This window comes from Cognatishimia sp. 1_MG-2023 (genome assembly GCF_030548175.1).
GTDB lineage: Bacteria > Pseudomonadota > Alphaproteobacteria > Rhodobacterales > Rhodobacteraceae > Cognatishimia.
In genome coordinates this window covers 45,624-66,941 of the sequence record NZ_JAUORX010000007.1, presented here as the reverse complement: position 1 = coordinate 66,941, position 21,318 = coordinate 45,624, and the positions used below count along the sequence as shown (strand labels likewise).

The window sequence follows — 21,318 nt, the reverse complement described above, 5'->3', positions numbered from 1 at the left end:
CATTTTTCTTTACTCAGGCGCTGGAACGGCGACGTCCGCTGTTCCCTGCCGACGATCTCGTCAGGAATACCAAGCCGTTTCCAAGGTCGAATTTCACGAAATACTGAGAGAACCAGCATGTTCAACGATGCATTTGTCGTATAGGACGTCAGGCAACACAGATAAAAAGCAGGCATATGTTCGATCAAACTGACACCTCTGAGATCACCTCAGACGCAAAATCCGCAAAAGAGTGGGTCAAAGTCCTAGCGGGTTACCGCGATGCCAGCGCGTCGCGTAGCATCTTTGAGCTTGTGGTGACCATAGGGCCGTTTGTTGCGTTGTGGACCTTGGCTTGGCTGTCACTTAGTGTCAGCTATTGGCTGACCCTTGGTCTGGCCACCGTGAACGCAGCCTTCCTGCTGCGCCTCTTTGCCATCCAACATGATTGCGGACATGGTGCCTTTTTTAGCAGCCGCACCGCCGCCGATTGGCTTGGTCGCGGGCTGGGTGTTCTAACACTCACTCCCTACGACGTTTGGCGCCGTTCGCATTCCATTCACCACAGCAGCTCTGGCAATCTGGGCCGCCGTGGCATCGGTGACATTCACACCAAAACAGTGGCTGAATATCAAGCGCTTAGCGGATTTCAACGGTTGATGTACCGGGTCTATCGCAACCCGATTATCCTATTTGGATTTGGCCCTAGCTATCTATTCTTGCTGCAAAACCGCCTGCCATTGGGCCTTACACAGCACGCTCGCTATTGGGTCAGCGCGATGGGCACCAACATCGTGCTCTTCGCGGCCTTGCTGGCGATCCTCTACTTTGGCGGCATCATGCCAATCCTGCTGATTTTTTTGCCAACCACCATTCTGGCCGCGACCGCAGGTATGTGGCTGTTCTACGTGCAACACCAATTCGAAGAGACCTATTGGGACAACGACGAGAACTGGCAATTGCACGAAGCCGCGCTGCACGGCAGCTCGCACTACGTGCTGCCTCCGGTCCTACAATGGCTCAGTGCAAACATCGGCATTCACCATGTTCACCACCTATACAGCCGAATCCCGTTCTATCGCCTGCCCGAAGTGCTGCGCGACAATCCAGAGCTGGCCGAAGGCAACCAAATGACCATCGGCGAAAGCTTCGCCAACGCACGGCTGCATTTGTGGGACGAAAACTCCAAACGCCTGCTGTCCTTTGCACAAGCCAAGCCGCTGCTCACACCAAGCTGATCGACAAGCAAAACGTCATTAAAACACCGCCGGACCGAAAGGTCTCGGCGGTGTTTTTCGTTTGTAACCAGTGCTTACAGCCACCTATTTGAAATTAAATTCATTTTGGTATTGAGCCGCCTCCCTGTGCCTGCCACTTTCAGATCAAGCGCTGGGCGACTGGCATCACACAGGAGCCTGACGTGCAGGTGATATCTCCATGGGACGCGGCAAAGTCCATGACCGAGGCGCCAGATACGCCCGCTGAAACAGAGTTCTCTGGGCGACGGGGGCGGCTGTTTTGGCTGGCGCTAAAGCTGGGCTTTTTAACCGTTCTGACATTGGGCATGTACCGGTTCTGGATGAAAACACGGCTGCGGCGTTGGTATTGGTCTGCGTTTCGCCCAATGGGCCATCCATTGGAATACGTGGGTGACCCGTGGGAAAAACTGCTGGGTTTCTTGATCGCCGTTGTGTTTCTGGCGTTTTACATCGGAGTCGTGAACCTCTTGCTGATGTTCGCCAGCTTTTCGCTGTTTAACGGCAATGTCGCGGCCTATGTCCTTAGCTTTATCGGGGTGATCCCGCTGTGGTTCTATGCCAGCTATCGCGCTCGTCGCTACGTTCTGGCGCGCACGCGCTGGCGGGGCATTCGGTTTGGGCTGGCACCGGGGGCCTGGGGCTATGCCGGTCGTGCCTTGTGGCATTGGTTTCTGGCGATTGTGACCCTTGGCATCCTTTGGCCGCGCAAGGCGTTTTACCTAGAAAAATATATCACAGACCGCACCTATTTTGGTGCCGAGGCGATGGAGCAAGGCGGCAAGTGGACCGGCCTATTGCGGCCTTGGTTGGGGGTGTGGTTACCGTTGATCGCAGCTATCGTATGTACCGCAGCAGTGATCTATTTTGAAACCAATGCTATCTCTTCTATTCCCCAGTTGGACGGTCCGCTGACACCCGGTGCCTTGGAAAATGATATGGTCCACCGCGCCGAGGCATCCTTGTTCCAAATGTTGCCTGCATTGGTGGTGATCTATTTGATCTGGCAGCCATTGGCGTTGATCAACTACAACGTCAAACGCCTGCGCTATCTGACGTCCAACAAGCACTTGGCCGGCGCCCAGCTATCCCTTGCGCCACGCTTCTGGCGGGTAACCGGCATCTATTTCTGGGGATATACGCTGGCAAGCCTCGTCGCGATGATCCTTTTGGTGCCGATCGCGATCGTTGCGATTGCGACAGCGGTGGGCTTAGGGGCAGAGATTGGGCTAGAGTTGGGCGCAATGGGGCATTTATCCCAAGTCGCCATGACAGCCATCGCAATTGGCTCGTACTTCCTCTTGTTCCTGATGTGGTCCGTCCTGATGCACGCCTTTATCCGCTTCCCATTGATGCGCCACTATGCCGAGAGTTTTCAAATCGCAAACCCAACTGTACTGAATGCCATCACCCAACGCCCACGCGATGAGTTTGGCGAGGCAGAGGGCTTTGCCGAAGCCTTAGACGTAGGGGCTGCGATATGAGTGACACCATGACAATCCACGTCGGCCCACGCCCCGCAGCCCTTGGCGCGCTCGGCACCTATTTTGATGGCGAAACAGCCGAGGCCCAACCCGCCCGTTTGCGCATCGAAGAGGGTCAACAAGTGCTGGTGATCGAAGTTCGCGGCCAGCAAAAGGTCTGGCCCTTGACCGACATCCGCCGCGTACCGGATCAAGCCGACCGCGAGCAGCTTGTCTTGGCGTTGGCCGGCGACCCTGTTGTGCGTTTGGTAACCGATGAGCACCGTCTCGCCCAACGTTGCCCCAACTTGAGTCGCCGCAATTCCCACGTCAAACGCGGCCGCGTGTTGGGTTGGGCCATGGCGGCCTTGGCCTCGGTGGCCTTGATCGTCTTTGTGCTGGTGCCACGCATGGCCGACCAACTGGCCGAATACATCCCGCCCGAGGGCGAGAAGGCATTGGGGGAAACCACCCTCAGCCAAATCCGCACCGCGATGAACCAAGCAAACCTAGAGCCGCTGCCATTCTGCGAAAACGCCGAGGGCGTCGCGGCGCTAAAAGCCATGGAAACACGCCTATCTGATGCGGCGAACTTACCTGTGCCGCTCAGCGTGCACGTATTGGATCACCCGATGGTCAATGCCTTTGCCTTGCCGGGCGGGCATATCGTGTTCTTCAAAGGCCTGATCGACACCGCCGAAACCCCCGAAGAACTTGGCGCTGTCTTTGCCCACGAAATGGGCCACGTCGTCAGTCGCGATCCCACCCGCCACGCCCTGCGCTCCGCAGGCTCCATCGGTGTGCTGGGCCTGCTATTCGGCGACTTTGCTGGCGGTGCCGTCGTGCTCTTCCTGACTGAACGCCTGATCGAGGCGCAATATTCCCAAGCTGCCGAAGCCAACGCCGATACCTTTGCGATGGCCACGCTCGAAAACGCAGAGGTCAGACCGGGGGCCTTAGGGGATATGTTCCAGAAGTTCCTAGACAAATACGGCGATGCCGAGGGCACCTCGGCCCACTTCCTAAGCCACCCCAAACTGGGCGACCGCATCGCAAACTCCAGCGCGCGTCAGGCAGAGGTCACAGCCACAGGCTTCACCGACACCCCATTGCTGACAGATCAACAATGGACAGCGCTCAAAGGCATCTGCCGCTAAATCGGCTCTGCCTGCAACCACACCCCACCCTCGGGGCGCAGGGTTAAGATCATCACCGGGTCCGGGTCTTTGCCCGGCACCGCGTGGAATTTGAACTGCGCCAACAGCGTTGCCAGAATGATCACCGCCTCTTGGATGGCAAAACTCGCCCCAATACAAATCCGTGGCCCATCGCCAAACGGCAAATAGGCATAGCGATCAATCGCCTTTCGATCCGCGAACCGATCCGGGCGAAAGGCATCTGGATCGTCCCATAACATCTCATGCCGATGCAGCGCATAAATCGGGATCATCACCGTATCCCCCGGATGAATATCTCGGCCACAGAGCGTATCAGCCGCCAAAGCCGTACGCGACACAATGGCCGCCGGCGGATACATCCGCAAAGCCTCGTCAATAATGCAGCGCACAAAGGGTAGGTTGGCCACATCCTCACCCGTCGCCGCACGTCCTTGCAGAACCGATTGCACCTCGGCCCGCGCGCGATCTTGGATCGCCGGATCAAAGGCCAGCAAATACAGCGCCCAAGACAGTGACAGCGCCGTTGTCTCATGCCCCGCCACAATGAACGTCAACAGATTATCCCGCAGCTCTGCCGTGTTCATGCTGCGCTTGGTCTCTGGGTCCACGCCCTCTAGCAACAGGTCCAGTAAATCCGGAATATCCCGCGCCCCACGCGCCTTGCGTTCCGTAATCGCCGTATCCGCCACCCGCCGCATGTCGCGCACAGCAGAGCCTGACATCAATCGCCCCGGCCGCGGTATCCAATCCGGCGCGCCGATCATATCCAACAACGAAATCTTACCTGCCTCAGCGATATAGGCATCAATCGCATTGTGCACACTGGCCGCATCAAAGCTGCCCTCGCCCGAAAACGTGACCTCGGCAATCACATCAAAGGTGGTGCGCACCATTTCGTCCATCATATTGACGGCACCCTTGCCACCGTGTGCCAAACGATCACAACAATCCTGCGCCGCAAGGCTCATGACGGGACCAAGAGCCGTCACATTCCGATGCGAAAACACCGGCGCCGCCGCCCGCCGTTGCCAACGCCATTCGGCCCCTTCGGCCACAAACATACTATTGCCAATCGCTGGTTTTAGCAGGTTCTTGGTGGCATTGGATTTCGGATAATTATCAAGGTTCTCCAGCAACATCCGCCGGATCGCCTCGGGGTCCATAACCATATGCCACCTTAGGCCGGTCTTGCCCGAGACCATCGGCTGTTTGACGGCGATATAAGGCAAAATCTCCAACAAATTATTCCGCGCCGCCTTTAGGCTGGCCAACAGACCAAGCGGCACTTTGTGCAAATCCGGATGAACGGGCAGGGCAGGACGATCAAGCATAGGACACCTCTAAGGGTAATATTAGGGCGCTTGGGGCGGAATGATAGAGTGTAGGCCCTTTAATGATAATTGGGTGCCTGATTGCCAAATGTTGCGCGATCAACCAGTGTCGATTTGGATGTATTTTATTATTAGATTTGGATTATCAGGTGGACCGACAGCTCACTGACAAAGAAAACTCTCTCCTTAAAACTGTAGCTATTTGGCTGCGTGGAGAGATGGTGTTGCATCTTACCGATGTGTCGCCTTCGGCAGAACTTTTGTATGATTTGGCACAAAGTAATTATGAGATAAGTTGTAGCGCATTAGCGCGAATAGGTATGTTTGTTTCCGAAGATGGCTATTGGCGTGTGCAAGAAGTTAGGAGCGATGGCTTTGTCTTTGCGGAGCCACATACGCGCACTGACCTTGATCACCTTCTAGATGGGCTTGCTTGCCATTCTCATAATTCCAGGGATTTATTTCAGCGCCATCAGGCCGTTTCCCCAACAAAACCTGCCTTGCAGGACGTTTGTAGAGATATGGTTGAATGCGGATACATGAAAGTTACTTCCGCAAACTCTTTTATTTGGAATGACGACTTTGGCCCTTGGTTAGTGCGTCATAACGTTTGGGATTTGGATGATTTTGAGACTGCACCTCAAGAAACCGTAGATTTAGTTCTGGCAACAATCCCCGGCAATGCGAGGGAGAGGTTGTCGGGGTTTCCGTGCCGTAACAAACCAGATTTTGTGCGGTGCTTCTTTGCGCAATGGATTAATGGAAAATGGGAAGAGGGTGCATGGCGGTACGCGCCAAGCGATGATTGGGACCTATGTTTAGCAGCGGGGATTTACGAAGCGTTGCATGGGAAATGACAGCAAGGCGAACATTGCTGCCATTCACGTTGGTTCCCAATCGCAACTTACATATAAACAAACACCCCAAACTTGTTCCCATCTAAATCGCGGAAATAGGCCCCATAGAACCGTTCCCCTCGATACCCCGGCGCGCCTTCGTCGGTTGCCCCAAGGGACAGCGCCAAGGCGTGTAGCTCATCGACCTGCTCGGCGGATGTCGCCGCAAGCGCGACCATGCTGCCATTGCCGTGGGTCGCAGGTTCTTTGTTAAAGGGGGTGTTGATCACGATCATCGGGGCCTTTGGGTCCGTCTGATAGGCAATCAAATTGTCCAAGCTATAGGCGCGTTTTGCGCCCAGTTTGCCGAAGATTTCGTCGAAAAAGGCCGCAGCTGCGGTCAGGTCATTTGACCCAAGTGTGATATAACCGATCATTGATATCTCTTTGCATGTGTTTTGAATGGCGTGCCCAAACCGGGAACGCAGCAAATGCTTTTGTCGTGAAGCCAAAAGGGGAAATATCAAGCAATCATACCCTGAGGCTAACATCCCACATTTTGGGGCGCAACAGCATGAAATTGCCGGATCAATCCGTGCATACCTTAGGATCATTTGCGCCAAGGCCTCCCTTGGGCTATGCAACTGCAAACTGTCAAAGGAACGCACATGAAACGTCTGATCGCCCTTGGGGCTTTGATCGTGGCCTTGGCCGGATGTGCCAAAGAAGGCGCGAACCCAGAGAAATTGGATCTGGGCGATTTCGCGCTGGGCCATAACATCGTCGTGGCCCCGGACCTGAAAAAAGGCCCAACCTCGCGGGATGCAACCCCCGAAGAGTTAACAGCCTCCCTCAAAGCGCAGCTTGATAAACGTCTGGGTCGCTACGAAGGCGACCGTCTGGTGCATATCGGTGTGAACATCGGCGCCTATGTCTTGGCTCGCGGTGGCGTGCCGCTGGTCTATACGCCGAAATCCGTGCTGGCGATGAATGTAACCGTCTGGGATGACCGGGCTGGCACCAAGTTCCACGAAGAACCCAAGCAGGTGATCGTTCTGGAAAACCTCGGCGAATCTCTGATCATCGGATCGGGTCACACACAGACTCGCGAAGAGCAAATTGAGGGGCTCACCCTGAATGCCGCTCGTGCCATCGAAAAATGGCTGGCAGAAAACGCAGCCTGCCTGCGCGAAGAACCGACGGAAAAAGAGCTTAAAAACTGCTGGAAAGACAAGAAACCAGCACAATCCAGCTGATTTTTACGCGTCAACACGTGCGCTCTGATCACAACTTTGCCCAGAGTGGATTGTTGACGCAAACACATGCTTGATTTTTGGCGCGCAACCCAATACATCGCGCCCGGAAGACCAATTGGGCCAATCTGAGGCCCCCCTAACATAGAAGGCGCCTCGAGATGGCTAAGGAAAAGTTTGAGCGTTCCAAACCGCACTGCAACATCGGCACAATCGGCCACGTTGACCACGGTAAAACAACACTGACAGCAGCGATCACCAAGCAATATGGTGACTTCAAAGCGTACGACGAAATCGACGGCGCGCCAGAAGAAAAAGCACGTGGTATCACCATCTCCACAGCGCACGTTGAGTATGAGACCGAAGGTCGTCACTACGCACACGTTGACTGCCCAGGCCACGCCGACTACGTGAAAAACATGATCACCGGTGCCGCTCAGATGGACGGCGCGATCTTGGTTGTGAACGCAGCTGATGGCCCAATGCCACAGACACGTGAGCACATCCTTCTGGGTCGCCAGGTTGGTATCCCAGCCATGGTTGTTTTCATGAACAAAGTTGACCAGGTTGACGACGAAGAGCTTCTAGAGCTCGTCGAAATGGAAATCCGTGAGCTTCTGTCCACATACGACTACCCAGGCGACGATATTCCTATCGTTGCAGGTTCTGCTCTGGCAGCACTCGAAGATCGTGACGACAACATCGGCAAAGAGAAAATCGCTGAGCTGATGAAAGCGGTTGACGAGTACATCCCACAGCCACCACGTGCGGTTGACGAGCCATTCTTGATGCCAATCGAAGACGTGTTCTCGATCTCTGGTCGTGGTACTGTTGTAACCGGTCGTGTTGAGCGTGGCGTGATCAACGTTGGCGACAGCATTGAAATCGTTGGTATCCGTGACACCACAACAACCACATGTACTGGTGTTGAAATGTTCCGCAAGCTGCTGGATTCCGGCGAAGCTGGCGACAACATCGGCGCATTGCTACGTGGTGTTGACCGTGACGGCGTTGAGCGTGGTCAGGTTCTGTGTAAGCCAGGTTCTGTTCAGCCTCACACAAAGTTCGAAGCAGAAGCATATATTCTGACAAAAGAAGAAGGCGGTCGTCACACACCATTCTTCGCGAACTACCGTCCACAGTTCTACTTCCGTACAACTGACGTCACCGGTACTGTTGTTCTGCCATCAGGCACAGAAATGGTTATGCCAGGCGACAACCTGAAATTCGACGTTGAGCTGATCGCACCAATCGCGATGGAGCAAGGCCTCCGCTTCGCGATCCGCGAAGGCGGCCGCACCGTTGGTTCCGGTGTTGTGTCAAAGATCACTGAGTAATCAACTCTGTTGATGATCAGACGGAAAGGGCCGCTCATTCGAGCGGCCCTTTTTGTATGAACTCTGTGATCCCGAGACGCACAATCAAAGATGTTTCCAAAATCACTGAGTAAGATCGGTAGGGTGGGGTTTCACCCCGCCATCGACAGACTTACGAAAGGGCGCCCCTCGGGGCGCCCTTTTGCATTGTAGGGTGCGCATTCATGCGCACCATCAGACGATCCGTAGGGCGGGCTTCAGCCCGCCAAAACGAGTTTACGGAACGGTGTCCTCTTTCGGCAGCGCAAGCAGGCTCAGCCACATTCGCTGGCATGGAAAGAAGGGTGGCTCTTCGAAAAAGCCTCTGATTTATGAGAAATTTGCGATTGTTGGGCTTTTCAGAACCAGCACTCTTTGATGGCTTAACTCTCGTCCTTGAGAGATTAGAGCGTTTAGGTATCTGCGTCGTTGATGTCCCTCTACCAGAAAATAGGGCCTGCGTTTCAACTCACCAAGTGAATCTCTCACTCCACCCCGCACAGGCATAACTATCGGTGCGTAGTCCCAAGCTCCTTCGTCAAGAGCGATGGCTGTAGGAAGTTTTGAACCTACTTCTCTGCCTTGAAATACCTCGTAGTCAAAAACAGGATCCATTTCTTCCATATCACGAATCGTTGCGACATTTTCTAAAAAACTGGACGGAGTCCATAACTCCACTTGTGCACTTAAATCTTCGAGAGGGATAAATCCTGCCACTGTTCCAGACCAGTGACGGTAAACCCATTGTTCAAGAAGTTCTGCTGGTAGGTGTCCAACTGCCGATTGGTTGCGTTCTAGCTACGCGTTGAAGGCCTCCACGGAGAGTCCGCCATATCCAATGGGTTTCAGTGCTGGCGGCCGGCAAAATTTGTCTTCAAAGAGGTTCAGATCGAGCAAACCATAAGTCCTAAAAAGTGCGAAAACAGATTAACGCCGCGCACGAACCGAGGGAAGGGCGCAAAGCGCCCGCCCCGTGGGGGCGGTTCGGGCGCTGCAAAATCTTTGATTTTGCATTTGGGTCGCTTGAGACTGTTGCCCTCCAATTCCTCCAATCCTCGAATCGTACGTTTCACCCCTCCAAACGTACGAATTTCCAGATGACTCAATCGTTACCCCACCGTCCCAAGTGGGCCTCGTGGATTCGCCATGATGACCTCTTAACATCCCCCAAAGCCGCCGAACGGTTGGAATCGCCCTCTTGTCATGCTCGTACATTGGGGGGAATCTGTGGTATAAAACCCTAGGTCTTGTGGTTCCCGTGTGAACCCGGCTGAATTGGCCGAAACCCCCTTGCCACATAGGCGTTTCCCGTGTACGTCGCACCAATTCACACCTTGTGAATGGTGGGCTGAGATTCGTTTTGGCCCATGTGGGATTCGAAGTGGGGGCGCAATGATGTGACCTCGACCTCTCAATTCTAAGCCTAAGAAGGCAATTGAATATGCAAAGCCAAAATATTCGCATTCGGCTCAAGGCATTCGATTACCGTGTGTTGGACGCCAGCACTCAGGAAATCGTAAACACTGCAAAGCGCACCGGCGCTGACGTACGTGGCCCGATCCCTATGCCAAACAAAATCGAGAAATTCACAGTTCTACGTGGTCCACACGTTGACAAGAAATCTCGTGACCAGTTCGAGATCCGTACGCACAAGCGTCTGCTCGACATCGTAAACCCAACACCACAGACTGTGGACGCGCTGATGAAGCTCGACCTGGCGGCTGGCGTTGACGTTCAGATCTCAGTTTAAGGGGTCTTAATGATGCGTTCTGGTATTATCGCTAAAAAAGTGGGCATGACCCGCTTGTTCATGGAAGACGGCAAACAGATCCCTGTTACTGTTCTTCACCTCGATGAGCTACAAGTCGTTGCTCAGCGTACTTCTGAAAAAGACGGTTACACAGCGGTTCAGCTGGGTGCCGGTGCAGCTAAAGCAAAGCGTACATCCCAAGCGATGCGCGGTCACTTTGCGGCAGCAAACGTTGCGCCAAAGCGCAAGGTTGCGGAATTCCGCGTCGAAGAAGCTAACCTGATCGAAGTCGGTGCAGAAATCTCTGCAGAGCACTTTGTTGAAGGTCAGAAAGTTGACGTTGCGGGCACATCTATCGGTAAAGGTTTTGCCGGTGCGATGAAGCGCCACAACTTTGGCGGTCTGCGTGCGTCTCACGGTGTTTCGATCTCTCACCGTTCACACGGTTCTACAGGTCAGTGTCAAAACCCTGGTCGCGTCTTCAAAGGTAAGAAGATGGCCGGTCACATGGGTGCTGTTCGCGTGACAACTCAAAACCTTGAAGTTGTGAAAACTGACGCCGATCGTGGCTTGGTCTTCATCAAAGGCGCCGTACCTGGCTCCAAAGGTGGTTGGGTGACTGTTAAGGACGCCGTGAAAAAGAAACTGCCTGAGAACGTTCCGTTCCCAGCTGGTCTTAAATCCGCTGCAGCTGAAGCACCTGCGACAGAAGCACCTGCGGAAGGTGGTGAAGCATGAAACTTGACGTGATCAAACTTGACGGCGGCAAAGCCGGTTCCGTTGAACTGTCCGAAGACCTGTTCGGTCTAGAGCCGCGTGCAGACATCCTGCACCGTGTCGTTCGTTGGCAGCGTAACAACGCGCAAGCGGGTACGCACAAGACGAAAACACGTTCTGAAACTTCTTACTCTACTAAGAAGATCTATCGCCAAAAAGGTACCGGTGGCGCTCGTCACGGTGACCGTAACGCGCCGATCTTCCGCGGTGGTGGTATCTACAAAGGTCCAGTTGTTCGCAGCCACGGCCACGAGCTACCTAAGAAGTTCCGTAAACTGGGTCTACGTCACGCACTGTCCGCTAAAGCGAAAGCTGGCGAACTGGTTGTGATTGAAGATGCAGCGTCTGAAGGCAAGACATCTGCTCTGGCGAAACAGGTTAAGAACCTGGGCTGGAAACGTGCGCTGGTCATCGACGGTGCGGAAGCCAATCAGGACTTCTTGAAAGCAGCTCGCAACATCGAAGGTTTGGATATCCTGCCAACGATGGGCGCAAACGTCTATGATATCCTGAAGCGTGACACACTCGTGATCACAAAAGCAGGTATCGAAGCACTGGAGGCTCGACTGAAATGAGCGCGAAGGCTGAATACTACGACGTGATCCGCAAGCCGATCATCACTGAAAAAGCGACTATGGCATCTGAAAACGGTGCGGTTGTTTTTGAAGTGGCAATCGACAGCAACAAACCACAGATCAAACAAGCTGTTGAAGCTTTGTTCGGTGTAAAGGTTAAAGCGGTTAACACGACAATCACCAAAGGCAAAACCAAACGGTTCAAAGGCACAATCGGCCGCCGTAAGGATGTCAAAAAAGCTTACGTGATGCTTGAAGAGGGCAACACAATCGACGTGTCCACCGGACTGTAAGTCGTAAGGTTTTATGAATTGAAGAAGGCCCTCGCATTTGCGGGGGCCTTTTTTGTTGGGTTTTGGTGTTCTATGAGCAGAGCTGAAGTTTTTTGGTATGTATTTGAATGATCCGCTTTCTCTATTTCATCGCTGCGCTTCTTGGTTTGATTGTGCTTGCTTGGTTTGTCATTGTTGATGAGCATGCTTACGGCGAAAGCCCGTCACACAGGCTTGATGTCTATTCGATGCCAAATGCCGAAAATGCGCCGATCATTTTGATGCTTCATGGCGGATCATGGTCATCGGGTAGTAAGCGATGGCCCGATGTTTGGTTTGCGAAAGCAAAACATTGGTTGCCCAAAGGGTACATATTCGTGTCGGCGCGTACGCGTCTTTTACCGGAGGCTGATCAGTTGGATCAGGCCGAAGATTTCGCGGCGGCGTTGGCTTATGTCCAAAAGAATGCGCACGAATGGGGTGGTGATAAGGATCGCGTAATCCTGATGGGGCATTCTTCCGGGGGGCATATTGCTTCGCTCGTCGCAACGCGTCAGGCATTGTTGGAGCGGGTAGGGGCAATAGCACCTGTGGGGGCAATAATGCTCGATACGTCGGTGATCGATATTGAGGTGACTATGGCGAAATCACCTTCGGGTTTCTTGCGGAGGTTCTTTGGGTCAGACAAGGCCCTTTGGAGGGCTGCATCACCATCGACTTACATGGACCCAGCAGATCCTCCGTTATTATTTGCCTGCGCTACAAATCGAGCCTGGCCATGTCAATCCGCCCGCGCGTTCGCAGCATTGGCATCGCAGGTTTCTGTCCTGCCAGTCGATCGGGATCATCGTGGCGTTAATGCTTCGCTCGGGCGGCCGGGAGATTACACAGATGCTGTAGATCAGTGGTTGCGCGAGCGTGGTTTGCCATAGCGGGATAGGCGAATTTCCAAAGAGTTATTGCCACCATCCCCATTCCCTGTTACTCCGCGCGAGTGGTAATCGGCCTCAGATTCGTTCTGGGGCTGTTTGCTATTTCTAACGGGACCTTCGGGGCCCTTCATACTGGCCACCTTCGGGGGGCTAACATCGCGGGAACGGCACCTCATAAGGCCCTCTCGCACTGCTAAAACGGAAGACAGTAAACATGGCATTAAAGTCGTATAAACCGACGACGCCGGGCCAGCGCGGGCTGGTTCTGATCGACCGTTCGGAGCTTTGGAAAGGACGTCCAGTCAAGTCTCTCACTGAGGGTTTGACTAAATCGGGCGGCCGGAACAACACCGGACGGATCACATCACGTCGTCGTGGCGGTGGCGCAAAGCGTCTGTACCGGATCGTAGATTTCAAACGTAACAAATTTGATGTCGCGGCAACCGTAGAGCGGATCGAATATGACCCGAACCGTACCGCGTTCATCGCATTGATCAAATATGAAGATGGCGAGCAAGCGTACATCTTGGCGGCACAGCGTATGGCTGTTGGCGACCAAGTTATTGCTTCTGCCAAAGCCGACATCAAACCAGGTAACGCTATGCCGTTCTCTGGCATGCCAATCGGTACCATCATTCACAACATTGAACTGAAACCAGGCAAAGGCGGTCAAATCGCTCGTGCGGCTGGTACATATGCTCAGTTCGTTGGTCGTGACGGTGGCTACGCTCAGATCCGCCTTTCTTCTGGCGAATTGCGCATGGTCCGTCAGGAATGCTTGGCAACTGTTGGTGCGGTTTCTAACCCAGACAACTCGAACCAGAACTACGGTAAAGCCGGTCGTATGCGTCACAAAGGCGTTCGCCCGTCTGTTCGTGGTGTTGTTATGAACCCGGTCGATCACCCACACGGTGGTGGTGAAGGTCGTACATCTGGTGGTCGTCACCCGGTTACTCCTTGGGGTAAGCCGACTAAAGGTGCACGTACACGCAACAAGAACAAAGCGTCGCAAAAGCTTATTATCCGCTCGCGTCACGCCAAGAAGAAGGGACGTTAATCTATGTCTCGCTCTGTATGGAAAGGCCCTTTTGTTGACTCTTATGTCCTCAAGAAGGCAGAAGCTGCTCGTGAATCGGGTCGTAGCGAAGTGATCAAGATTTGGTCTCGTCGTTCCACTATCCTACCTCAGTTCGTTGGACTGACATTTGGTGTGTACAACGGTCAAAAACACGTTCCTGTAAACGTCACAGAAGACATGATTGGTCAGAAGTTCGGTGAATACTCCCCGACTCGTACCTATTACGGTCACGCTGCTGACAAAAAAGCGAAACGGAAGTAAGTCATGGGCAAGGCAAAGAATCCCCGCCGCGTGGCAGACAACGAAGCAATGGCAAAACTGCGCATGCTCCGTACCTCCCCGCAAAAGCTGAACTTGGTCGCAGGCTTGATCCGTGGCAAGAAAGTTGAAAAGGCTCTGACTGAGCTGACTTTCTCCAACAAGCGTGTTGCTGCAGACGTGAAGAAATGCCTTCAGTCCGCAATCGCCAATGCTGAAAACAACCACAACCTCGACGTTGACGAGTTGATCGTTGCAGAGGCCTATGTTGGTAAGAACCTGATCATGAAACGCGGTCGTCCTCGTGCCCGTGGTCGTTTCGGCAAAATCATCAAACCGTTCTCGGAGATCACCATCAAGGTGCGTCAAGTTGAGGAGCAAGCGTAATGGGACATAAGGTCAATCCAATCGGCATGCGCCTGCAGATCAACCGTACTTGGGACAGCCGCTGGTATGCGGAATCCAAGGACTTCGGTGATCTTCTGCTTGAAGACATTAAAATCCGTGAATTCATCAAAAAAGAGTGCAAGCAAGCTGGTATTGCTCGTGTGATCATTGAACGTCCGCACAAAAAGTGCCGCGTCACAATCCACACAGCACGTCCTGGTGTTATCATCGGCAAAAAAGGTGCAGACATTGAAGTTCTGCGCAAGAAAATTGCTTCGATGACTGACTCCGAGCTGCACTTGAACATTGTTGAAGTACGTAAGCCAGAGCTCGACGCTCAGCTGGTTGGCGAGTCTATCGCTCAGCAGCTAGAACGCCGTGTTTCTTTCCGTCGTGCGATGAAACGTGCCGTACAGAACGCTATGCGTATGGGTGCCTTGGGTATCAAGGTAAACGTAGCTGGCCGTCTGGGTGGTGCAGAAATCGCGCGTACAGAATGGTATCGTGAAGGTCGTGTGCCTTTGCATACTCTGCGTGCCGACATCGATTACGCTCACTCCGAAGCGATGACTGCTTATGGCATCATCGGGATCAAAACCTGGATCTTCAAAGGCGAGATCATGGAACACGATCCACAAGCGCGTGACCGTAAGTCCCAAGAAGTACAAGATGGCCCTGCACCTCGTGGTGCCGGCGGTCGTCGCTAAGGGAGAACTGAAAGATGCTTCAACCAAAGCGTACTAAATTTCGTAAGGCCCACAAAGGCCGGATCAAAGGCGATGCAAAGGGTGGCTCCACTCTGAACTTCGGTTCCTTTGGTCTGAAATCACTTCAGCCAGAACGTGTCACTGCACGTCAGATTGAGGCGGCTCGTCGTGCGATGACTCGTCACATGAAACGTCAGGGTCGTGTTTGGATCCGTATTTTCCCGGATCTGCCTGTTACCTCTAAGCCTGTCGAAGTTCGTATGGGTAAAGGTAAAGGTTCCGTGGATTATTGGGCCTGCAAAGTTAAGCCTGGTCGCATCATGTTTGAAATCGACGGCGTTGCCGAAGATATCGCACGTGAAGCGCTACGTTTGGCTGCGATGAAACTGCCGGTGAAAACCCGCGTTGTTGTTCGCGAAGACTGGTAAACGTTTCGGTGCGCTTAACCGCGCACCCTACGAAATAATGAAAGCCCCCGGCGCGAATGCGGCGGGGGCTTTTTTGTTTTGAGTAAAGACGCAGCTGACTAAAAGTTCCGGGAGAATCCGATTTGGCATCCGGTTGCTTGGTAGTCGTATAGGGTAACATTGGATGTATTGATTACGTGGCTACAGCTAACAGTCGGGCTGAAGCCCACAATGTGCCAGCGCGGACTCCAAGCGCTAACCGTCACTTGCGCAAACTCGTCGTGTCTTGCGTATCCAAGTAAAGGGAACTCGTCGCTAAAATCGCGCTGGCCCAAACTGAGCTTCGCGGACAGGTTCAAGCCTGTTGAAAGAGAGCTGTCGATAGACGCAAAAATCCCGGTTCCGCTGTAACGATGATGCGGTAAATTCGTTTTGTTGCTTTCTAATGCGATACCGAATGTCATGCGTGTGCGTTTCGTTGCTTGAAATTTCACGCCTAGATTACCGGATGCAGACCAGCCATTCCTTTGAGATGCATCGCGAAACTTCTGGTGTTCCACGCTTGTTTCTGCAAGCAATAGGCTTCGCTTAGACAGCGTGAAATCTGAATTCAGACGTAACCCCTGCGATGTCGTGCGCAGGCCATCGTTCCGGTCTTGGAGGCGCATGTATGGCTGAAGGCTTAGCCGTGTGCGGCCCTGTCGTAGGTCGTATCGTAGACTGATCTCCGTGCCTGTATACCCCAGATCATTCTTAACACTGTACCGCAATTCGCGAACTTCCAGACCGAAGCTGAGGCGCTGATTTGGCGAGGCAAATGCGTTGTAGTTTGCACCAAGACCAACCTGTAGTCCCACACCTGATTGAGATCTCGATTCTTCTGAAATCGCTATATCCGCTCCGGCTGTTGCCAGCACAGTTGCCGATGTGCCTCTGGTAAGATTCGTTGAGGGTTCAAGTGTAATATTTGCCTGGAATGAAAGCGGGCGTTCTTGGTAAATTTTTGTAAGAAACCCTGCATAACTTTTTTGTAGTATGGGCGAGGAGTCATCTCGCTGTAGGCGCTCTAAATGAAATTTCGCCCGACCGAGTTGTCCAGTCAGGTATTGCGTATGCGCTAGCTCTCTGCGGATGGTAATATCCGATGGACGTAAACGAAGTGCCTTTTCTAGTATGTCGGAGGCAAGCGCGAAGCGCCCTTCAACCTTGTGAATACGTCCTTCGAGTAATAGGCGATCTGCCTTTTCATGAGGGGACGTCTCGAGAAGTGAGCGTGCCTCATCAATCTGTCCAACGTTGATTAGGCTTGCTAGACGGCTTTCTAACGTAGGGCTTTCTTCAGAGGCAAAAACGGGAACAGCCATGGCGAATGCCATGGCTGTTAAGGTCAATCGAAGGGATTTATGTTTCATTCAAATGCCATGATTATTTAGCCTAGTGGGGCGACTTAATCTGCAGACCCTACAAGCCCTCCTGCCATGACTGTATTATTATCAGATCCATGGAACGTGGCGATTACGCCGTTTGTTCCAATATCACCTGCTAGCTCTCCATTAACGCTGCCTGAAATTGTGCCGCCGCCCAAAACGCTACCCGAGTAGTTTGCAGTTACGTTGCCGCCGACATCGGAGCCTGAAATTGTACCGTTCACGGTTAACTCACTTGTGGAGCCAGTTAGTGTGCCAGCATCGAAATCGGCAGCCAAGCTCATTGTACCCGCTTCCTCGCCGCGCGTTCCAGAGATCAGCGTATCTGTTCTGGTGATATTGTCGACCACGACATATTGATATCGCGTTGTGTAGGTGCCGCTGCCAGAGGTGCGAGCCGCTCCGACATTTGGTGTGCCAGAAATTCCTGCTGCGGCGACGATTTGGCCACGGTCTACGTCGGTACCAGAAACGTAAGCAACTGTACCAACGCCTGCACGGCTAACAGAACGGTTAGATTCACTGCTAAGGCTTAGATTGACCGTTCCGCCTGAGGCTGGCGCAACTCGCGATGCAGTTGCTGAGGATGCGAAGCCGGTTGGGCCACATGCACCCAAAATAGGCAGAGAGAGAATGACAGTTAGGGGAACTAGTTTCATATTGTACCTAAATTTGTGCTTGGCTTCGAATGCGCTTCTTATTCGTTAATACACTCTGAATGGCAAGATGAAGCTGCATGAAATGCGGTACTGTTTCATTTCCGAAACACGTATTCCGTGTCAGATTTTGGTAAGCAATATGTGCTGAAAGAACTACGCTGGGCAAGGAGCGCTCACCAAATCCCAGGCGGCGCTATTCCCACCGGTAATTAAAGCTCACCGAAATCCGGTCGTCTTCAGACATGTTCATAGGAACTTCGTGGCGTAGCCAGCTTTCCCAAAGCAGCACGTCACCCACATCTGGTTTGACGTAGATAAAGTTCTGCATCTCGCGGCGGGCGTCTTTGATACGGGGTGGGGCGGCCATCATCATTGCGTGGCGTGGGTCCTCGAGCTTGAGCGCACTCGCGCCTTCAGGCATCGCGACGTAGGTTGTGCCGCTGATCACTGAATGCGGATGGATATGGGCCGAATGGCTGCCGCCTTCGGGCAGGATGTTGATCCACAGATCTTCGAGAACCAATTTGCGGCCATCAAGATTGAAATCCAAATCTTTGGCAAAAGCCGCGACGTGTTCATCCAATGACTTTACCAGATCAGCAAAGATCGGAAAGCGCCACGGCAGGTCCGTCAAAGACGCATAAGAGGTGTAGCCCGGAAAATCGTGTTCTTCACACCATTCCTGGCCGGCCTCATCATCTTGCGCAATCACAAGGCAAGAGTTTTCCATCTCGGCCGCATCAACAGCGGGGCCGAATTCTGACAAAGCAGCACGATACAGGCGGGTCACGAAGAGCGATTCAATCTGGGACATAATCCTGTGTTAGCTGAGCCGTTTCCAAAGCGCGAGCCTTGTGGCGAAAATAACGAATGATCTGGCGTTTTTTTGGATGAGCGCGATTGAAATTCAGTTAACATCGTCCTCTGTGCCAAAGGGGAAGCGTATGAAAACCGTCGACATCGTTAAGTGGATTGCTACGGCTATTCAGTTGGTGGGCTATGGGCTGACAGGTTTGAACATTGTTCCATGGAACGTTTTCTTTTTCATCATCGGCATTCTTCTGTGGTTCGCGGTTGGCGTCATGTGGAAAGACCGCGCCATTATGCTGGTGCATGTCGGCGCGTTTATCTCGCTGACGGCGGGCTACTTGAATTCCTGACAAAATTCCGCAGTTCGTTGATTTTCGCATTTCAGAAACCTTTTTGAAAACCGCACCGGCTACATGTGAAGCATGTTGTTAAAAACCGTGTCTTTGCTTTTGCCTGTGCTCTTTCCCAGTTGGCGCTTTTTCAAAACCGTTGGCCCGTCGCCTCGGGTGGAGTATCGCTTAATTGTCCAAGGAAAAGAGGGGGCGTGGCAAGAAAGCCATCCAATCCCCGAACGGGTGTCGCTTGGCCAGATGGCGCGGCGTATGGTCTGGAACCCTGAACGTAATACGCAGCTGTATATGGTGTCCTTATCCGAGCGGCTGGTGTCCGGCGTTGTGGATCATTCGGTAGGCGAGTTGAACCGGATGATCGCGGAACGACTAGTAGGGCAGGCAGGAGACTTGCAGTTTCGCCTAATGTTCCTCGTGCCCGAAGGGGATCAGATCGTGGGTGAGGTCTTGTATGAAAGCACTCCGGTGTCCTTGGCCGAGGTGACGCTATGAGTTTGGACGCCATCATTCGCCTGACCGAAATCATGCTGGCCTTGGCCGTTCTACAGCAATCAGTCGAGCATTTCCTAGGAGGTCGCGACCGCGCGCTGTTTGGCGTGCGCATCCTTGCGTGTCTTTGGATGTTAACCGGTTGGCATAGCGACGGGGCGGTTGTGACGCTTTGGTTGACCGGCTTGGTCTATCTGCATCGCTTCAACGGGCCATATAATGGCGGCGCGGATAAAATGACGATGCTGATCACCACCTGCCTGATGGCGGCGCACCTTGCGCCTCCGGGGCAGTGGCAGGAGTTGGCGATGGCCTATTTGGCGGTGCAACTGGTGCTGTCCTATTTCGTGTCGGGCTATGTGAAAATCGTGAACCCCGAGTGGCGCTCAGGCAGAGCGCTGGTCGATGTGTTCCGCTTTTCGGCCTATCCAGTCTCTGAGAGCCTGCGCAGCTGGGCCGCGCGCCCACGGTTGCTATGGCTGATGAGCTGGAGTGTGATGGGGTTCGAGGTGATCTTCCCCTTGGCCTTACTGCACCCAGTTGCCCTATGGATCGGAATGGCCATCGCGGCGACTTTCCATCTGGCGAATGCCTGCCTGTTCGGATTGAACCGCTTTTTCTGGATTTGGCTCTGTGCATACCCGAGCCTGATTTGGTTTCAGGATCGGGTGTTTGGCGGATAACGAATAGCCTAAGTTTTATTGCGTTTTTTGCGAGAAAATTGAATCTTTCGCTTGCCCTAGAAGCATGCCCCACCTATAGACGCGTATCTCACGGATTCCCGGCGACGGGATTCGTGTGTGTGAATGTCTTCCACCAGATTAAAAGGTGACCCTAAGCATACCGTTCGGGGCCTTCTGGTGTTTTGAGAAAGGAAAAGGCGCATGAACGCCAATGAACTTCGTGAGAAGTCTGCGGAAGAGCTCCGCGACGAACTCGCAAACCTGAAAAAAGAAAGCTTCAACCTGCGCTTTCAACAGGCTACCGGTCAAATGGAAAACACTTCAGGCATCAAAGCGGCTCGCCGTAACGCTGCCCGCGTGAAAACCATTTTGAACGAAAAAGCCGCGCAAGCCGCAGAATAAGGAGCTTTGAGACATGCCTAAGCGTATCCTGAGCGGCGTTGTAACAAGCAACGCAAACGAACAGACCGTAACTGTATCTGTAGAGCGTCGCTTTACACACCCAGTTCTAAAGAAAACCATCCGTAAGTCCAAAAAGTACCGGGCTCACGATGAGCAGAATGCTTTCAACGTTGGTGACAAAGTCAAAATCATTGAGTGCGCACCAAAGTCGAAAACGAAACGTTGGGAAGTTCTGGAAGCTTAAATCTAAGCTTCCCGGACGACTTAACAAAGTCGAAACCCTGGGAACATAGCTGACACGCATCGTCAGTTCCCAAAGGTCGGGAGAAACCAAATGATCCAGATGCAAACAAACCTGGATGTTGCTGACAACTCTGGCGCTCGCCGAGTTCAGTGCATCAAGGTTCTGGGTGGCTCTAAGCGTAAGTACGCTTCCGTAGGTGACGTTATCGTCGTCTCGGTTAAAGAAGCTATCCCACGTGGTCGCGTTAAAAAAGGCGACGTCCGTAAGGCCGTTGTTGTACGCACCGCTAAAGAAGTTCGCCGTGAAGACGGTACAGCGATCCGCTTTGATCGCAACGCTGCAGTGATCCTGAACAACGCAGGTGAGCCAGTGGGTACACGTATCTTTGGCCCAGTTGTTCGTGAACTGCGCGCAAAGAACTTCATGAAAATCATCTCACTCGCGCCGGAGGTGCTGTAAG

The 21,318-nt window shown here is 53.2% G+C and carries 28 protein-coding genes; 22 read left to right on the top strand and 6 right to left on the bottom strand.

The window, feature by feature from the left end; genetic code table 11:
- The first annotated feature begins 176 nt into the window (after positions 1 to 176).
- The 3 genes from Q4544_RS12715 (at position 177) to Q4544_RS12705 (ending at position 3,855) form a co-directional block, all read left to right on the top strand.
- On the top strand, positions 177 to 1,217 hold the full coding sequence (locus Q4544_RS12715; protein WP_303506830.1) for a fatty acid desaturase: 1,041 nt from the start codon (positions 177 to 179) through the stop codon (positions 1,215 to 1,217).
- 182 nt (positions 1,218 to 1,399) lie between these two features.
- The gene (locus tag Q4544_RS12710; RefSeq protein ID WP_303506828.1) at positions 1,400 to 2,719 is read left to right on the top strand and encodes a DUF898 family protein; all 1,320 of its coding nucleotides are present in this window, start codon (positions 1,400 to 1,402) and stop codon (positions 2,717 to 2,719) included.
- Positions 2,716 to 3,855: a M48 family metallopeptidase gene (locus Q4544_RS12705; RefSeq protein WP_303506826.1), complete on the top strand. Its 1,140-nt coding sequence runs from the start codon at positions 2,716 to 2,718 to the stop codon at positions 3,853 to 3,855. Before Q4544_RS12710 ends, Q4544_RS12705 begins: the two co-directional genes overlap by 4 nt.
- Here Q4544_RS12705 and Q4544_RS12700 read toward each other — a convergent pair.
- Positions 3,852 to 5,207, bottom strand: coding sequence for a cytochrome P450 (locus Q4544_RS12700; RefSeq protein WP_303506824.1), 1,356 nt, complete (start codon positions 5,205 to 5,207; stop codon positions 3,852 to 3,854). The genes Q4544_RS12705 and Q4544_RS12700 overlap by 4 nt on opposite strands.
- Positions 5,208 to 5,356: 149 nt before the next feature.
- Here Q4544_RS12700 and Q4544_RS12695 point away from each other — a divergent pair, with 149 nt between their 5' ends.
- Complete coding sequence (locus Q4544_RS12695) at positions 5,357 to 6,064, top strand: hypothetical protein (RefSeq protein WP_303506821.1); 708 nt, start codon at positions 5,357 to 5,359, stop codon at positions 6,062 to 6,064.
- Positions 6,065 to 6,111: 47 nt separating this feature from the next.
- Here Q4544_RS12695 and Q4544_RS12690 read toward each other — a convergent pair whose 3' ends face one another.
- Positions 6,112 to 6,480 (bottom strand): VOC family protein, encoded by a 369-nt coding sequence (locus Q4544_RS12690; protein WP_303506819.1) that lies wholly within the window; start codon positions 6,478 to 6,480, stop codon positions 6,112 to 6,114.
- Between the two features lie 231 nt (positions 6,481 to 6,711).
- Between Q4544_RS12690 and Q4544_RS12685 the strand changes: the two genes are divergently transcribed.
- Together Q4544_RS12685 and tuf are read left to right on the top strand one after the other, a co-directional pair.
- A complete protein-coding gene (locus Q4544_RS12685; RefSeq protein WP_303506817.1) occupies positions 6,712 to 7,299 on the top strand; it encodes a hypothetical protein in 588 nt (195 codons plus the stop codon).
- Positions 7,300 to 7,457: 158 nt separating this feature from the next.
- Positions 7,458 to 8,633, top strand: coding sequence for an elongation factor Tu (tuf, locus tag Q4544_RS12680; protein WP_303504043.1), 1,176 nt, complete (start codon positions 7,458 to 7,460; stop codon positions 8,631 to 8,633).
- A gap of 348 nt (positions 8,634 to 8,981) precedes the next feature.
- Here tuf and Q4544_RS12675 read toward each other — a convergent pair whose 3' ends face one another.
- Positions 8,982 to 9,368: a hypothetical protein gene (locus Q4544_RS12675; protein WP_303506815.1), complete on the bottom strand. Its 387-nt coding sequence runs from the start codon at positions 9,366 to 9,368 to the stop codon at positions 8,982 to 8,984.
- Between the two features lie 724 nt (positions 9,369 to 10,092).
- Here Q4544_RS12675 and rpsJ point away from each other — a divergent pair.
- The 10 genes from rpsJ to rplP all read left to right on the top strand — a co-directional run bounded on the left by rpsJ (position 10,093) and on the right by rplP (position 15,815).
- The gene (rpsJ, locus tag Q4544_RS12670) at positions 10,093 to 10,401 is read left to right on the top strand and encodes a 30S ribosomal protein S10 (protein WP_271844305.1); all 309 of its coding nucleotides are present in this window, start codon (positions 10,093 to 10,095) and stop codon (positions 10,399 to 10,401) included.
- 12 nt (positions 10,402 to 10,413) lie between these two features.
- The gene (gene rplC / locus Q4544_RS12665; protein WP_303506797.1) at positions 10,414 to 11,139 is read left to right on the top strand and encodes a 50S ribosomal protein L3; all 726 of its coding nucleotides are present in this window, start codon (positions 10,414 to 10,416) and stop codon (positions 11,137 to 11,139) included.
- Entirely contained in the window at positions 11,136 to 11,753 is a 618-nt protein-coding gene (gene rplD, locus Q4544_RS12660) for a 50S ribosomal protein L4 (RefSeq protein WP_303506796.1), read from the top strand. The genes rplC and rplD overlap by 4 nt, the downstream gene beginning before the upstream one ends.
- Complete coding sequence (locus Q4544_RS12655; protein ID WP_303506795.1) at positions 11,750 to 12,046, top strand: 50S ribosomal protein L23; 297 nt, start codon at positions 11,750 to 11,752, stop codon at positions 12,044 to 12,046. The genes rplD and Q4544_RS12655 overlap by 4 nt, the downstream gene beginning before the upstream one ends.
- A gap of 107 nt (positions 12,047 to 12,153) precedes the next feature.
- Positions 12,154 to 12,957: an alpha/beta hydrolase gene (locus Q4544_RS12650; protein ID WP_303506794.1), complete on the top strand. Its 804-nt coding sequence runs from the start codon at positions 12,154 to 12,156 to the stop codon at positions 12,955 to 12,957.
- 214 nt (positions 12,958 to 13,171) lie between these two features.
- Positions 13,172 to 14,014 (top strand): 50S ribosomal protein L2, encoded by an 843-nt coding sequence (rplB, locus tag Q4544_RS12645; RefSeq protein WP_303506791.1) that lies wholly within the window; start codon positions 13,172 to 13,174, stop codon positions 14,012 to 14,014.
- 3 nt (positions 14,015 to 14,017) lie between these two features.
- Complete coding sequence (gene rpsS, locus Q4544_RS12640) at positions 14,018 to 14,296, top strand: 30S ribosomal protein S19 (protein ID WP_303506789.1); 279 nt, start codon at positions 14,018 to 14,020, stop codon at positions 14,294 to 14,296.
- A gap of 3 nt (positions 14,297 to 14,299) precedes the next feature.
- Positions 14,300 to 14,680 (top strand): 50S ribosomal protein L22, encoded by a 381-nt coding sequence (gene rplV / locus Q4544_RS12635; protein ID WP_303506788.1) that lies wholly within the window; start codon positions 14,300 to 14,302, stop codon positions 14,678 to 14,680.
- Positions 14,680 to 15,387, top strand: coding sequence for a 30S ribosomal protein S3 (gene rpsC / locus Q4544_RS12630; protein WP_303506787.1), 708 nt, complete (start codon positions 14,680 to 14,682; stop codon positions 15,385 to 15,387). The genes rplV and rpsC overlap by 1 nt, the downstream gene beginning before the upstream one ends.
- A gap of 14 nt (positions 15,388 to 15,401) precedes the next feature.
- On the top strand, positions 15,402 to 15,815 hold the full coding sequence (gene rplP, locus Q4544_RS12625) for a 50S ribosomal protein L16 (protein WP_303506786.1): 414 nt from the start codon (positions 15,402 to 15,404) through the stop codon (positions 15,813 to 15,815).
- A gap of 98 nt (positions 15,816 to 15,913) precedes the next feature.
- Here rplP and Q4544_RS12620 read toward each other — a convergent pair whose 3' ends face one another.
- The 3 genes from Q4544_RS12620 to Q4544_RS12610 form a co-directional block, all read right to left on the bottom strand.
- Positions 15,914 to 17,206, bottom strand: a complete 1,293-nt coding sequence (locus tag Q4544_RS12620; protein ID WP_303506785.1) for a porin family protein — start codon at positions 17,204 to 17,206, stop codon at positions 15,914 to 15,916.
- 35 nt (positions 17,207 to 17,241) lie between these two features.
- The gene (locus Q4544_RS12615; protein WP_303506784.1) at positions 17,242 to 17,880 is read right to left on the bottom strand and encodes a hypothetical protein; all 639 of its coding nucleotides are present in this window, start codon (positions 17,878 to 17,880) and stop codon (positions 17,242 to 17,244) included.
- A 193-nt stretch (positions 17,881 to 18,073) separates the two neighbouring features.
- Positions 18,074 to 18,694, bottom strand: a complete 621-nt coding sequence (locus tag Q4544_RS12610) for a 2OG-Fe(II) oxygenase family protein (protein ID WP_303506783.1) — start codon at positions 18,692 to 18,694, stop codon at positions 18,074 to 18,076.
- Between the two features lie 130 nt (positions 18,695 to 18,824).
- On the opposite strand from Q4544_RS12610, the gene Q4544_RS12605 reads away from it, so the two are divergent.
- The 6 genes from Q4544_RS12605 to rplN all read left to right on the top strand — a co-directional run bounded on the left by Q4544_RS12605 (position 18,825) and on the right by rplN (position 21,317).
- Positions 18,825 to 19,040, top strand: coding sequence for a DUF6552 family protein (locus tag Q4544_RS12605; RefSeq protein WP_303506782.1), 216 nt, complete (start codon positions 18,825 to 18,827; stop codon positions 19,038 to 19,040).
- A 72-nt stretch (positions 19,041 to 19,112) separates the two neighbouring features.
- Entirely contained in the window at positions 19,113 to 19,532 is a 420-nt protein-coding gene (locus tag Q4544_RS12600) for a hypothetical protein (protein ID WP_303506781.1), read from the top strand.
- Positions 19,529 to 20,212 (top strand): HTTM domain-containing protein, encoded by a 684-nt coding sequence (locus tag Q4544_RS12595; protein WP_303506780.1) that lies wholly within the window; start codon positions 19,529 to 19,531, stop codon positions 20,210 to 20,212. Before Q4544_RS12600 ends, Q4544_RS12595 begins: the two co-directional genes overlap by 4 nt.
- 201 nt (positions 20,213 to 20,413) lie before the next feature.
- Complete coding sequence (gene rpmC / locus Q4544_RS12590; RefSeq protein ID WP_303506779.1) at positions 20,414 to 20,614, top strand: 50S ribosomal protein L29; 201 nt, start codon at positions 20,414 to 20,416, stop codon at positions 20,612 to 20,614.
- Positions 20,615 to 20,627: 13 nt separating this feature from the next.
- Positions 20,628 to 20,858 carry a 30S ribosomal protein S17 gene (gene rpsQ / locus Q4544_RS12585; protein ID WP_303506778.1) on the top strand — a complete coding sequence of 77 codons (231 nt, stop codon included), beginning with the start codon at positions 20,628 to 20,630 and terminating at the stop codon, positions 20,856 to 20,858.
- Between the two features lie 90 nt (positions 20,859 to 20,948).
- Positions 20,949 to 21,317, top strand: a complete 369-nt coding sequence (gene rplN, locus Q4544_RS12580) for a 50S ribosomal protein L14 (RefSeq protein ID WP_035248467.1) — start codon at positions 20,949 to 20,951, stop codon at positions 21,315 to 21,317.
- Position 21,318 lies beyond the last annotated feature (1 nt).